A 12,753-nucleotide genomic window follows, 5' to 3' on the forward strand; every position below is an offset into this window, starting at 1 on the left:
GCTTCCTCCACTTCCATTTCGGCAATTAAATGAAAAGTCAAGATGAATTGGATTTTTTATTTAAATATATTTTTACCAAATTTGATGCCCCTCAAAAAGGGAAAATCAACACACAAAAGTTTTCTAGTAATTAATAATCAATGAGTTCAGAGGCTAAAGCAGTTTGGAATGAATGCTTGCGAGTAATTGAAGAGCATGTGAATGAGCAGAGCTTCTCCACATGGTTTAAGCCCATCAACCCGGTAAGGATGGATGGCTCGATCCTGACTATTCAGGTACCCAGCCAATTTTTCTTTGAATGGTTGGAGGATAATTACGTCCAAGTACTCAAGCTCGCCATCAAAACTACCCTCGGACCCAACGGAAGACTAGAATATGCTGTAGTAGTAGACAGGGGCAACTCCCAAAACCAACCATATGTGGTTAGCTTTCCACAAGGAAACGTGGCCGCTGCTACTAAAAAGAAAGCCGCAATGGCTACTGCTGAAAAAGAGGGAAATAAAAGCCCATTCCAAATGGACTCCCTTGCAAGTGACCAATTATTACAATCCCACCTGAACCCTAACTACACCTTCAACACATACATTGAGGGTGACTGCAACCGCTTGGCAAGATCTGCTGGTTATGCAGTGGCAACAAAACCAGGCGTAACATCTTTCAATCCTCTCATGGTATATGGAGGAGTAGGACTTGGTAAAACCCACTTGGTACAGGCTATCGGTAATGAAATTAAAAACGGTCCTGAAGAGAAGTTTGTACTTTACGTATCTTCTGAAAAATTTGTGAACCAATTCATGGACTCCATCAAGGATGGAAACGTAAAAAGCTTCACCAATTTCTACATGCAAGTAGATGTCCTTATTATTGATGATATCCAGTTTTTGGCGGGTAAGGACAGAACACAGGAAATGTTTTTCCACATCTTTAATCACCTTCACCAAAGCAAAAAACAAATCATCATGACCTCGGATTGTCCTCCAAAGGATTTAAAAGGACTTGAAGAGAGATTGCTTTCCAGATTTAAATGGGGCTTGACTGCTGATTTGCACATGCCTGACTTTGAAACCAGGGTGGCTATTATTAGACGAAAAATGCAATCTGAAGGTATCTTTATCCCAGATGATGTCATTGAATATCTAGCGTACACCGTGGATACCAACGTTCGGGAACTGGAAGGAGTGCTGATATCCTTAATTGCACATGCTAGTTTGAGCAGAGTGGATATTGATCTAGGGCTGGCTAAAAACATCATGAAGAATATCGTTAAGGATATTGAGACTGAGGTAGGCATTGACTTTATTCAAAAAACTGTTTCCGATTATTACGGCATTAAACTGGAAGATCTAAAAGCAAAAACCAGGAAAAAGGAAATTGTAACTGCCCGTCAAGTGGCTATGTATTTTTCTAAAGAGTTTACCAACCATTCTTTGAAGTCAATTGGATATCATTTTGGTGGAAGAGATCATAGTACTGTAATCCACGCTGTACAAACGGTGAATGACCTTATGGAAACGGATACGGCATTTAGAAATGCGGTAAACGATCAAAGGAAAAAATTCAAAATGAGGTCTTATTAATTCAGCACTACTCCTCTAAGTTCATCGATGGGGAATGTTATTTCAGTAGCTCCCATTTCGATAGGACATATTTCATAGTAATTGTAAAAAAGCACGAAATCTTCTCCTCTATATCCCATAGAGAAAGGTAGAAAGAAGCGAGTGCCTTCCAAAAAAAAACGTCCGTCCTCGGCCAAGGACACTTCCTCCGCCACGGCATGATGTCTTCTAAACTGCTTTTCAGCTTTTTCCAAAAGAATGACTTCATCGATCACAATTTCATCCCTAAGAAGAAGCGTACCATCCTCCATGTCAAAATTTAAAAACATCAGGTGGTTGCTGGGTTGGTCATGCCCTATCAAGGAGGTGTTGTTAAACTCCATGCTGAGCAACATTTCATTGTGAAATGAAACTTTGCCCTCAACATCAACAGACCATAATACAGTGTCGCTAGATTGCTCAAAAAGGGAAAAGTAATTGTCGACAGCCTCGTCCAATGAGGCATAATCATCAAAAACCTGAAATTGTAAATACATCTTCAATTGCTCCTCCACGTGGGCATTTAGGTTCCGGGAAAGAGGGTGGGATTCATCAAAAAATGGGTATAAGAAGGATACTTTGGCGCATCTTTCCCCATCACAATTCTTTTTATCATAGCGTGTCAGTTCATAGCGTAATTCAGTCTGCTCCTCATTTTTGGGAGCCTCACAGGCTATAAATAGACAAATGACAGAAATAAGTGAAATATTTCTGAAGCATTTAATCATTCGGAATATCTTTTAGAAAATAATCAACCAAGTATCTTGCCACAGAAATGGAACTCTTTTCCCCATTCTTAATCTGGGCAAGCATGTCGATCAAGCTTGACTTAACCTCGGATTGATGGAAAAACCTGGACTCTAAAAGATACCTGGCATGTTCATAAAACCAATTAACTCGCTGATTGGACCTGTTTTTCTCCAAATAGCCATTTGTACGCATGGAGGACTCGTACTTCTGGATCATGGACCAAATTTCAGGTAAACCATCTTTTGTCATGGCTGAACACACTTTTACCTGAGGACTCCAACCGTTATCATTAAGAGGAAATAAATGGAGGGCGTTGCTGTATTCTCTTTTGGCCTTCTTGGCGGCATCTACATTTTCTCCATCCGCCTTGGTGATGGCAATGGCATCCGCGATCTCTATAATTCCTTTTTTGATTCCCTGAAGTTCGTCTCCCGCTCCGGAAAGCATAAGTAAAAGAAAAAAGTCCACCATGCCTTTTACCATGATCTCCGACTGCCCTACTCCAACTGTTTCAATAAAAATCACATTGAATCCCGCTGCCTCACAAAGCAACATAGACTCCCTTGTTTTGGCACTTACACCGCCCAATGCGGCCCCGGCAGGTGTTGGTCTAATAAATGCTCTGGAATCATGAGAAAGTTGCTCCATGCGAGTTTTATCTCCCAGAATGCTCCCTCTGGTTTTCTGACTACTAGGATCAACTGCCAGCACGGCCAGTTTATCTCCCTGTTCAACTACAAGGTGCCCAAAGCTTTCAATAAAGGTACTTTTGCCCACACCTGGCACTCCGGTAATCCCTATCCGGAGTGAATTGCCCGTGTGGGGCATGATGCGGTTAACCACCTCTTCGGCCAATTGCTGATCTGAAACCAATGAGCTCTCCACAAGCGTAATTGCCCTACTTAATATTACTCTGTTTCCTGCAAGAATCCCCTCCACATATTCATCAGCAGATAATCTGTTTTTACGTTTTCCCACTGTTAAAAAATTTACCTATTCCTAAATGGATATCTTTTTAAATTCACTTCTCCCATGGCACTTTTCTCATACATCCCTATGCAGTTGTCCTGATATACTTCAGAAAAGTACGGTTCAGTTGGAGCCACTTCACTAGGGTATTCTTCCGATTGCTTGAAGAAAAACACTTTGGTATTTCCATATTTGGTATGCGGCATAAAGTTTCCATAATCCTCCATCTCATTCCAAAGACTGTCGGAGGTGGCAACCGCATACACCCTCACGATAGGGCCTGTATTATTTTCATTGCGGTACATGGCCACTTCCTTATAGTCAGCATGGAGGTCCTGCACGCCTGGTTGGGTGAAGGTATCTTTGGCGATCCAGATGATCACCGCCCCTACCACCAGTACAATTATATAAAATATAGATTGTGTCTTCATTTTCTCTAAATTAGTCGGGTTCCATCTTCGATTTTCACCCTATAGGTTTCTAGCATGGTTCCGAATGTGTCATGATATACTTTCTTGAGCTCATCTTCAAAACGAGCCACATGTTCATTTTTAACCAGGTTAATTGTGCAGCCGCCAAAGCCACCACCCATCATCCGGCTACCTAACACATAATCCATAGTTTTTGTCTCCTCCACCAGCATATCCAATTCCTTGCAGCTTACTTCATAGTTCAGAGACAACCCTGTATGGGAAAGGTACATCAATCTTCCAAAGTTGATAAAATCATCCCTTTCCAAAGCTTCACAAGCTCTTAATACCCGCTCATTCTCTTCTACTACATATTTACAACGCTGAAAAACTATTGGGTTAAATTCAATTTGATGCTTTTCAAGCATAGTAAGGTCAACATCCCTCAGACTTTTAACGTTGGGGAAATGTTTATGCAAGAGTTGAACGCCTTGATCACACTCTTGTCTTCTCTGATTGTAAGCTGAATCCGCCAAGGAATGCTTTACTTTGGTGTCACAGAGGATAATGGCATAATCCTCCAGCTTCAACGGAAAATGGGTGAACTCCAAAGATCTACAATTGAGTCGAATAACATGATCCTCTTTTCCCATCACTGAAGCAAACTGGTCCATAATCCCGCATTGCACTCCCGCAAAGGTATGCTCCGCCAACTGGCCGATTTTGATCAAATCAAGCTTTGGCAGGTTATGGCCAAACAGCTGACTTAACCCCAGAGCTGTACCACATTCTAATGCAGCAGAAGAGGACAATCCTGCGCCAATGGGGATATCGCCACCAAACACACAGTCAAAACCTTTTACTTCTAGATCTCTTGACTGAAACTGGGCCACTACACCCATCAGGTAATTAGCCCAGCCAGATGGCTGTGGCCCGAAATTATTTAAGCTAAAGGTAAAATCTTCATCATAATCTAATGAATGAAGTCTGCAAACTTGCGTGCCATTCTCAGCTATGGCCAAAATAATCGCCTTATCAATGGCTGCAGGAAGCACATACCCCTCGTTATAATCAGTATGTTCTCCTATCAAATTAATCCTGCCTGGAGACTTGATAACAATTGGTAAGTGGTGAAATTTCTCTTGGAAAGTTTTCTCTACTTTTTCTATTAGCATTCTGTTTTCGTTCTAACTCTAAATTTAGAAAAAATGGGCTTCCTTTTCGAAAGCCCATTTCAATTTCTTAACACTTCATCCAGTTACCAGAACAAGCCATAAAGTACTGTCAACAATAACAGGATGATTATGGATGAAATATTAAATGCAGGTGTGGTTGAGAAAAGGCTTTTCGTAAGTGGTATGCCTTTGTCATGGTCTTGACCTTTGCCTTCAATTAAACTGATCACTACCATTACCAACATGGTTAAAATCCATGTCCACATCATTTGGTTCATGAAGGGCAGTACCACGAAGAAGGCACTGTCAGACCAATCATTTGGCCCTACTTTGAAGTAGGCGGCAATTGGAATAGAAATCAACACACCCCAAATGGCCGCGTTATTTGTGGTTTTCTTCCAGAAAAGCCCCATCATGAATACAGCCAAAATCCCCGGACTCACTATACCTGTGTACTCTTGAATGTATTGGAACACCTGCCCTAAGTTTTGAAGTTGGGGAGCTAATATTACCGCTATCACCAAGGCAAGGCTTGCCGAGAGCCTTCCGACTGTAACAAGGTTCTTTTCCGAGCCATCCTTTTTTGCAAAGAAGGGCTTATAAATATCCATGGTGAAAATAGTCGCCGTTGAGTTCAACATAGAAGCTACGGAAGACACAATGGCCGCAGCTAGAGCAGCAAGCACCAACCCTTTCAACCCAACAGGCACAAAGGTGGTAATCAGCCATGGGGCTGCATTATCATTTATTATACGCCCAGTGAAGCTGAAGAAAGAAGGATCTGCTGAAGCTGCGGTTACATTACCTGCCGCATCTGAATTCATTACGAAGGCAATGATGCCTGGTAAAACCACAATAACAGGAATAATGATTTTTAAAAATGCTGCTAGAACGATCCCTTTTTGTGCTTCAGCAAGACTTTTAGCTGCCAAGGTTCTTTGTATGATATATTGGTTGAAACCCCAATAGTAAAGGTTGGCAACCCACATGCCGCCAAATATGACCGCAAGCCCTGGAAGATCCCACCAAGCATCTCTACCGTCAGGGGTGATGATTTCACCTTTAGAAAGGATCATGGAAAACTTCTCAGGAACTCTCTCATACACCATCTTAATCCCTGCGAAAATTCCATCGCCTTCAGCCAAATAATGTAGAGCGAATCCCGTAGTAATCAGGCCACCTGCTACCAACAACACCACTTGAATCACATCGGTCCAAGCTACCGCCGAAAGTCCACCGTAAAGAGAATAGGCCGCAGCAAACAGAGCTAAGCCTATGATGCTATAATAAAAAAGGCCGCCATCACCAGCACCCATAATGGTATCCAATGCAGTTGCCCCTAAATAAAGAACTGATGTTAGGTTAACAAAAATGAAAAGTGCAATCCAAAAAATCGCCAAAATGGTCTTCAAATTGGTACTGTACCGTTTTTCAATAAACTCTGGAATGGTATAAAGCCCTTTGTTAATAAAAATAGGAAGGAAAAATTTACCCACAATAATCAACGTCAAAGCCGCCATCCACTCATAGGAAGCAATAGCTAAACCTATAGCAAATCCAGAACCTGACATCCCGATAAACTGTTCTGCTGAAATATTGGCGGCAATAAGGGAAGCCCCTATGGCCCACCAAGGTAAGGTCTTGCCGGCCAAAAAATAATCCTCGGAAGTCTGCCCCTTTCCTCGGGAGACATATAGTCCTATACTAATGATAACTAGCCCGTATAATATAAATACCGCATAGTCAATCCATGAAAATTCCATAACAAAAGCTTAAATAGGTTTTAATATTAGGGCTGAAATTAACCATTAACTTTAAAAATCCCTTAATACTTTTTATAAGTTATGGATAAGGTGCGACTTTTTTTATTAAAGTTTATTCATTAACCGAAAATTTATAGACGCAAGTCTCTCTATACGCCTCCCCTTTTTCCAAAACGGTACTGGGAAAGTACGAATGGTTGGGACTATCAGGGAAATGCTGGGTTTCAAGGCAAAAAGCACTATGCTTGGGATAAAATTTTCCTTCCTTGCCCCTCACACTTCCATCCAGAAAATTGGAAGTATAAAACTGAATACCGGGCTGAGTGGAAAAAACTTCCAGCTTTATTCCAGACTGCTCAGACCAAATGCCAGCCGAATATTCCAGTAAGCCGGGTTCGGACTTTTTGAGCACCCAATTGTGGTCATAGCCTTTGCAAAACTTCAACTGTTGGTTGTCTTCATGTATACTTTTTCCCACCACTTTTGGCGAAAGAAAATCAAAAGGCCCATCTTGGACTAAATGGATTTCACCTGTTGGGATTTGAGTTTCATCCACAGGGATAAAGGCATCAGCATTAATCTCTAGGATATGGTCTAGGATATCGCCCATCCCGGCACCATTCAGGTTGAAAAATGAATGATGAGTGAGATTCACTACTGTTTTCTGGTCAGTAGTAGCTTCATAATCTATCCGAAAGGCCTTCCTCACCATCGGGTGACAAATAACGAAAAGCCACATGCTCCGTGTCGGTGCTTAACACCTCCCATATGGCATGATGAAACCCTTTTGGTCCCCCATGTAGAGAATTTGGCCCGTTGTTTTGTTCCAAAGTAAACTCTTCACCATCCAAGACAAATTTTCCCTTGGCTATTCTGTTACCAAAACGGCCAATGACTGCACCAAAATAAGCCTCTGAACTATTTTTATATTCCTCTAAATCATCAAAACCCAAGACCACATCCACTATACTTCCCTCCTTATTGGGCACCAGCATTTTGACTACCCTCCCCCCATAGCTGGTGACATGAATTTCCATTCCATTTGAGTTTTTGAGTTTGTATAGGTCCATAAGTTTTTAGTTTAGATATAAAGTTAAAAAACTGAAGGCTTAGAAAATGTTTTGCCCAATTAAAATTGAGGAGTAACTTTGGTGAATATTGAAATCAGCAATTTTACCCTATCCAATTCCCACATGGCTTTTGAGTACTTAAAGGCACTTCATATAATCTTTATCGTCACCTGGTTTGCAGGTTTGTTTTATATAGTGAGGCTCTTCATCTATCAGGTAGAAGCTTTGGATAAACCTGAATTGGAAAGGAACATCCTCAAACCACAGCTCGACTTGATGGCCAAGCGCCTTTGGATGGGCATCACCTGGCCCTCTGCAATCCTTACCCTTATCTTTGGATTTTGGGTGCTTTCATACCGTTGGGGCTACACCCAACTGCCATTTATGCATGCCAAACTCACATTTGTAACTTTCCTATACGTATACCACCTCATCTGCCATCGTATTTATAAGCAGCTGCAAGCAGGGGAAACCAAATGGACCAGTAACCAACTCCGCCTTTGGAATGAAGCGGCCACTGTTCTGCTTTTTGCCATAGTATTTCTCATTGTACTTAAAAACCTTACCGATATGGTTTGGGGACTGGTTGGACTTGTAGCCTTGAGCGCCCTATTGATGGCTGGAATCTGGATTTATAAAAGGGTTAGAGAGAGGAACTAATAGCCTTATACCCGTGTATCTTATAAAAATCATACATTCATGAAATTACGCAATATTTTCCCCCTAGCAGTCCTTTTTCTACCATTTCTCAACTCATGTGGCCCAATGAACGGCCAAAATGATGAGCTCCCTATCTTAGGACATCGTTATGCTGAGGAAAAAACCGTTGACGGAAAAACACAAACTGATACAGTTTACCATAAAATTGCAGACTTTTCTTTCCAAAACCAGGATGGCGAAACGGTCACTAATGAAACGGTGCAAGGAAATGTTTATGTGGCTGATTTCTTTTTCACCAGCTGCCCCACCATCTGCCCGATCATGAAAGTCGAAATGCTCCGAGTTTACGAGAAATATGGGGATAGACCTGATTTCAAAATTTTGAGCCATAGCATTGACCCAACCTATGATACCGTTGGACTTTTGAAGGATTACTCTACCCGACTTGGGGTGGATGATGCCTCCACATGGCATTTCCTCACAGGAGATCAAGAGAAGATTTTTGAAATAGGCCAAACTAGCTACATGACCACAGCTATGGAGGACAAAGATGAGCCTGGAGGATTTCTCCATTCAGGCGCTTTTGTGCTTGTGGACCAAAACGGCCACATTAGAGGCATTTATGACGGCACCAAATCCGACCAGGTTGACCGCTTAATGAACGATATCCCAAAACTGCTAGGCAACTCATGAAGCGTCTGAAATTAACTTTGTTTGTGGTCCTAGTAGTGGCAGCTCTAAGCTGCGAAAGTGAAAAAAGCGAATCCTCCATTTCTCATATCAAAGATACTAAAACCAAGCAATATGCCATAGAGGGTAAGATTCTCTATCAGTCCAACTGTTCCAACTGTCACCAAGCCGACGGGACAGGCTTGGTAAAAGTTATTCCCCCACTAGCCCAAGCTGATTACATGCTCGAGGATCAAGCTAGAACAGCCAGAATAATTCGATATGGAATGACAGGTGAAATTACCGTCAACGGTGTAGAGTATAACCAAAATATGCCGGCAAACCCACAGCTCACGCCCATAGAGATAGCGCAGATCATGACTTATATCTTTAACGTTTGGGGCAACAATGAAGGCTTGATTGGAGCCTCAAGTGTGGAAAAATTCTTGAATGATTAATTATCGACCTCAGCCGTAGCCCTTTCGAGAGCAGATTTTATTTGTCTATTTACCTCCTTCACTTTTTCTCTTTGCTCTAAAAGATAAGCCTCCTCATTTTCGGTCTCTACCTCATCAGGTCTAAACTGCCGCATCCAAACAAACATTTCATCATAGGCTTGGTGAAGCTCATCAACGATAGCTGCTTTTTGGCTGATCTCCTCGGCATAAATGGTCGAATCTTGAGCCACCAAGCTGTCCTTTTGGGAAGCCACCCGCCTCTCCAGAGATTTAAGCCGACCCATTTGTGGCATCACTTCATCATGGATTGCTATTACTTCTTCTCTCAATTCAGTATGATCATTTGATTCAGTTTGAGAAGTATTTTCCCCACAGGAAAAAGTAAAAATTACTGATGCGAATAATATGAAAAAGAAAATTCCTTTGTGCAGCATATCAAGTAGGCTTATTGATTTGGCAAAATTCCAAAAAAAAAGTCTTAATAAAAACTGTTTAGGTGATTACTTAAACTGGTATCTCCAGTTTATATAATGCACCAATACTAATACTGCCGAACTGAACAAGGAGATGAATTGCATCCAGTAAAAATAATCATGAAGAAACAAACTGGTCCCAAAAACACAAACAGTTATCCAAAGCGTTACCTTTATTAACACAGATTGCGTACTTTTATTTGTCAACCAGACAGCCACAAGTGCCAATAGGAAAAACACAAAATCAAAGGCATGATTGTGGGTATAAAAATTGAAAAAGAACCCCAATGAAATGATTATGGGAGCAGAAATACAGTGGATCATGCAAGCAAAGGAAGCGGACATCCCTAGGACGTCAGATTTTAGGAGTGCTATTTCTTTTACTTTCTGCAACATGATTGCAAATATAGCAACTCATTCTTCTTCCACCAAATTTTCTGTATTTAAAGAATAGATAATCTTCAAATTACAAAGCTAACTCCATCACCCATTACCCCTATGAGACCATATTGTTTTGCCAAAAATGAAATCATTTCAAGCCAATCTGCCAGCATCCACCCTGCGGATATCGGGCTAATAAGAGGTTATGCAATTTTTGATTTTTTCAGGACTGTAAACCATGAACCGATTTTGATTTCGGATTACCTAGATCGTTTTATTAGGTCTGCTGAAATCACTGCCATCCCATTAAAATATTCTAAACAAGAACTGGAGGGTATTATTTCCGAGCTCATCGAGAAAAACGATCTAAAAGAAGGCGGTGTACGCATGGTACTTTCTGGAGGTGTTTCCGAAAACCATTTCAGCCCTGCTGACGGTTCCCTCTTTATTTTCTGTGAAGATCTTCAAATGCCCGCTGCTACAAAATACGAAAATGGGGTAAAGCTTATTACCGCTGAATACGTCAGGCCTATCCCGGAAGTGAAAACGACCAACTACAGCCAAGCAGTACACTCCAGCCTCAATTGGAAGGAAAACAATGTGGAGGACCTCATCTATTATAATAAAGGTATTATTTCAGAAAGCAGCAGAAGCAATATTTTTATTGTCAAAAATGGTGTATTAGCTACAGCTAAGGACAATATCCTGCATGGTGTTACCAGAAAATTCATCTTAAGTCAAGTTCCCAATGCGGAAGTCAGAGACATCACATTAGAGGAGCTCTTTGACGCCGATGAGATATTTATGAGCAGCACTACCAAGAGAATTTTACCGGTAACTCAAGTTGATGAAAAAAAGATTGGCGACGGTAAGCCAGGTAAAATGACTCAAAAGTTACTCGAAAAGTTCAGCATACTAGAAAAAGAAAGCTCCGAATAAATCGGAGCTTTCTTTACATATTTTTCATCCGACATCAAACAACCTTTTTCATTTAGAAATCAACTGCGCATCTTTAAGAATATACATCAATTTTTCGGGATCTTTTTCCTGTTTTCGACAGTCGTCAGTCCCATTTTTGATTAAATAATTGATTTTCAATTAAATCATAATTTTTAGTGGTTGACAATGGGTGTCCCAGCCTTCTTTTTCCTTATTTTCACCCATGTTTGTCCGGAAAAAACCCAATAAAAGCGGGAAAATCAGTGTCCAGGTAATCGAGAAAAAATCTGGTAAATATAAAGTCGTCAAAACCGTCGGCAGCAGCCCGGATTTGGACACAGTAGAAAGACTTGTCAAGGAAGGAGAACAGTGGATTAAGTCCCAACGTGGGCTACTGGAGCTCCCATTCAACAACGAAAAGCAGGCTGTTCAAAACGTTCTCGACAATATTGCGGGAATTACGGTAACCGGAACAGAGCTTTTATTGGGGAAAATTTTTGACATGATTGGCTTTAACGCTGTCAAGGATGAACTATTCAGGTGGCTGGTTTTTTCAAGGCTGTGTTTTCCGGGCAGTAAACTCAAGACCACTGAGTACCTCTTCAATTTCCATGGGCTTTCCATCGAGGTCCATGCCCTGTACAGGTATATGGACAAGCTGTACAACAATTATAAAGAAACCGTCCAGCTGATCAGCTTTGAGCATACCAGGAAAATACTCGGGGGATCGATCAATGTCGTGTTTTATGATGTGACCACTCTCTATTTTGAAATAGACCAGGAAGATGACCTTAGAAAAACAGGTTTTTCGAAAGAGGGAAAACATCAGAATCCACAGATCGTACTGGGCCTTCTTGTCGGGCTGGAGGGATATCCGTTGGCCTATGAAATTTTCGAGGGAAACAAGTTTGAAGGCCACACGATGATCCCGGTTATTGAGAAGTTCAAGACTAAATATAACCTGCCCGCCCCCGTCATCATAGCTGATTCGGGCCTGCTTTCAAAAAAGAATATTGAAGACCTCGTTGAAAAGGGATATGAGTTCATTTTGGGAGCCAGGCTGAAGACCGGCGGTAAGGGCCAAAAATCAAAGGTTCTTTCACTTGAGCTGTGCAACGGGGAGAGCACCATCCTGGATTGGGAAGAAGGGCTCAAAATGGTTGTCAGCTATTCTGAGAAGCGGGCCAGAAAAGACCGGTCCAACAGGGAAAGGGGCCTGAAGAAGCTGGAGAAGCAGCTCAGGTCGGGAAAGCTCAATAAATCGCACATCAACAACAGGGGCTACAACAAGTACCTAAAAATGGAGGGCGAAATCAAAATTGAGATCGACCGGGCAAGATTTGAACAGGATTCCAGGTGGGACGGCCTGAAAGGCTATATCACCAATACACGACTGGGGAAAGACCAAATAATAGAAAACTACAACAATCTGTGGAAAATA

13 protein-coding genes and 1 pseudogene are annotated in these 12,753 nt (G+C 41.5%); 6 read left to right on the top strand and 8 right to left on the bottom strand.

The window, feature by feature from the left end:
- Nucleotides 1-140: 140 nt before the first annotated feature.
- Entirely contained in the window at nucleotides 141-1,577 is a 1,437-nt protein-coding gene (gene dnaA, locus FPL27_RS15235) for a chromosomal replication initiator protein DnaA (RefSeq protein ID WP_143961916.1), read from the top strand.
- On the opposite strand, the gene FPL27_RS15240 is transcribed toward dnaA, so the two are convergent.
- The 6 genes and pseudogenes from FPL27_RS15240 to FPL27_RS20305 form a co-directional block, all read right to left on the bottom strand.
- A complete protein-coding gene (locus FPL27_RS15240) occupies nucleotides 1,574-2,323 on the bottom strand; it encodes a hypothetical protein (protein ID WP_143961918.1) in 750 nt (249 codons plus the stop codon). The two genes, dnaA and FPL27_RS15240, sit on opposite strands and share 4 nt — an antisense overlap.
- Nucleotides 2,316-3,323 carry a methylmalonyl Co-A mutase-associated GTPase MeaB gene (meaB, locus tag FPL27_RS15245; protein WP_143961919.1) on the bottom strand — a complete coding sequence of 336 codons (1,008 nt, stop codon included), beginning with the start codon at nucleotides 3,321-3,323 and terminating at the stop codon, nucleotides 2,316-2,318. Before meaB ends, FPL27_RS15240 begins: the two co-directional genes overlap by 8 nt.
- An 11-nt stretch (nucleotides 3,324-3,334) precedes the next feature.
- Nucleotides 3,335-3,745, bottom strand: a complete 411-nt coding sequence (locus tag FPL27_RS15250; protein ID WP_143961921.1) for a hypothetical protein — start codon at nucleotides 3,743-3,745, stop codon at nucleotides 3,335-3,337.
- 5 nt (nucleotides 3,746-3,750) lie between these two features.
- Nucleotides 3,751-4,899, bottom strand: a complete 1,149-nt coding sequence (locus tag FPL27_RS15255; protein ID WP_143961924.1) for a galactokinase — start codon at nucleotides 4,897-4,899, stop codon at nucleotides 3,751-3,753.
- A gap of 83 nt (nucleotides 4,900-4,982) precedes the next feature.
- Entirely contained in the window at nucleotides 4,983-6,662 is a 1,680-nt protein-coding gene (locus tag FPL27_RS15260) for a sodium/sugar symporter (protein ID WP_143961926.1), read from the bottom strand.
- Nucleotides 6,663-6,774: 112 nt separating this feature from the next.
- A pseudogene (locus FPL27_RS20305) lies at nucleotides 6,775-7,732 on the bottom strand (aldose epimerase family protein).
- Between the two features lie 123 nt (nucleotides 7,733-7,855).
- Here FPL27_RS20305 and FPL27_RS15275 point away from each other — a divergent pair.
- From FPL27_RS15275 to FPL27_RS15285, 3 genes are read left to right on the top strand one after another with little or no spacing between them, the layout of a single operon-like run.
- On the top strand, nucleotides 7,856-8,392 hold the full coding sequence (locus tag FPL27_RS15275; RefSeq protein ID WP_143962193.1) for a CopD family protein: 537 nt from the start codon (nucleotides 7,856-7,858) through the stop codon (nucleotides 8,390-8,392).
- Between the two features lie 39 nt (nucleotides 8,393-8,431).
- On the top strand, nucleotides 8,432-9,085 hold the full coding sequence (locus FPL27_RS15280) for an SCO family protein (protein WP_143961932.1): 654 nt from the start codon (nucleotides 8,432-8,434) through the stop codon (nucleotides 9,083-9,085).
- Entirely contained in the window at nucleotides 9,082-9,519 is a 438-nt protein-coding gene (locus FPL27_RS15285) for a c-type cytochrome (RefSeq protein WP_143961934.1), read from the top strand. The genes FPL27_RS15280 and FPL27_RS15285 overlap by 4 nt, the downstream gene beginning before the upstream one ends.
- Here the strand turns inward: FPL27_RS15285 and FPL27_RS15290 are convergent.
- Complete coding sequence (locus tag FPL27_RS15290; protein WP_143961936.1) at nucleotides 9,516-9,953, bottom strand: hypothetical protein; 438 nt, start codon at nucleotides 9,951-9,953, stop codon at nucleotides 9,516-9,518. The genes FPL27_RS15285 and FPL27_RS15290 overlap by 4 nt on opposite strands.
- Nucleotides 9,954-10,019: 66 nt before the next feature.
- Nucleotides 10,020-10,388 carry a MerC domain-containing protein gene (locus FPL27_RS15295; protein ID WP_143961938.1) on the bottom strand — a complete coding sequence of 123 codons (369 nt, stop codon included), beginning with the start codon at nucleotides 10,386-10,388 and terminating at the stop codon, nucleotides 10,020-10,022.
- Between the two features lie 102 nt (nucleotides 10,389-10,490).
- Between FPL27_RS15295 and FPL27_RS15300 the strand changes: the two genes are divergently transcribed.
- Together FPL27_RS15300 and FPL27_RS15305 are read left to right on the top strand one after the other, a co-directional pair.
- Entirely contained in the window at nucleotides 10,491-11,312 is an 822-nt protein-coding gene (locus tag FPL27_RS15300; protein WP_143961940.1) for an aminotransferase class IV, read from the top strand.
- Between the two features lie 223 nt (nucleotides 11,313-11,535).
- On the top strand, nucleotides 11,536-12,753 hold a 1,218-nt coding region (locus FPL27_RS15305; RefSeq protein ID WP_221936579.1), incomplete at its 3' end, for an IS1634 family transposase.

This window comes from Litoribacter populi (assembly GCF_007483685.1).
GTDB lineage: Bacteria > Bacteroidota > Bacteroidia > Cytophagales > Cyclobacteriaceae > Litoribacter > Litoribacter populi.

Bases quoted from the DNA above. Each gene is read 5' to 3' on its own strand.
- dnaA (WP_143961916.1), top strand. From the start codon at position 141: ATGAGTTCAGAGGCTAAAGCAGTTTGGAATGAATGCTTGCGAGTAATT.
- FPL27_RS15240 (WP_143961918.1), bottom strand. From the start codon at position 2,323: ATGATTAAATGCTTCAGAAATATTTCACTTATTTCTGTCATTTGTCTA.
- FPL27_RS15250 (WP_143961921.1), bottom strand. From the start codon at position 3,745: ATGAAGACACAATCTATATTTTATATAATTGTACTGGTGGTAGGGGCG.
- FPL27_RS15255 (WP_143961924.1), bottom strand. From the start codon at position 4,899: ATGCTAATAGAAAAAGTAGAGAAAACTTTCCAAGAGAAATTTCACCAC.
- FPL27_RS15260 (WP_143961926.1), bottom strand. From the start codon at position 6,662: ATGGAATTTTCATGGATTGACTATGCGGTATTTATATTATACGGGCTA.
- FPL27_RS15275 (WP_143962193.1), top strand. From the start codon at position 7,856: ATGGCTTTTGAGTACTTAAAGGCACTTCATATAATCTTTATCGTCACC.
- FPL27_RS15280 (WP_143961932.1), top strand. From the start codon at position 8,432: ATGAAATTACGCAATATTTTCCCCCTAGCAGTCCTTTTTCTACCATTT.
- FPL27_RS15285 (WP_143961934.1), top strand. From the start codon at position 9,082: ATGAAGCGTCTGAAATTAACTTTGTTTGTGGTCCTAGTAGTGGCAGCT.
- FPL27_RS15290 (WP_143961936.1), bottom strand. From the start codon at position 9,953: ATGCTGCACAAAGGAATTTTCTTTTTCATATTATTCGCATCAGTAATT.
- FPL27_RS15295 (WP_143961938.1), bottom strand. From the start codon at position 10,388: ATGTTGCAGAAAGTAAAAGAAATAGCACTCCTAAAATCTGACGTCCTA.
- FPL27_RS15300 (WP_143961940.1), top strand. From the start codon at position 10,491: ATGAGACCATATTGTTTTGCCAAAAATGAAATCATTTCAAGCCAATCT.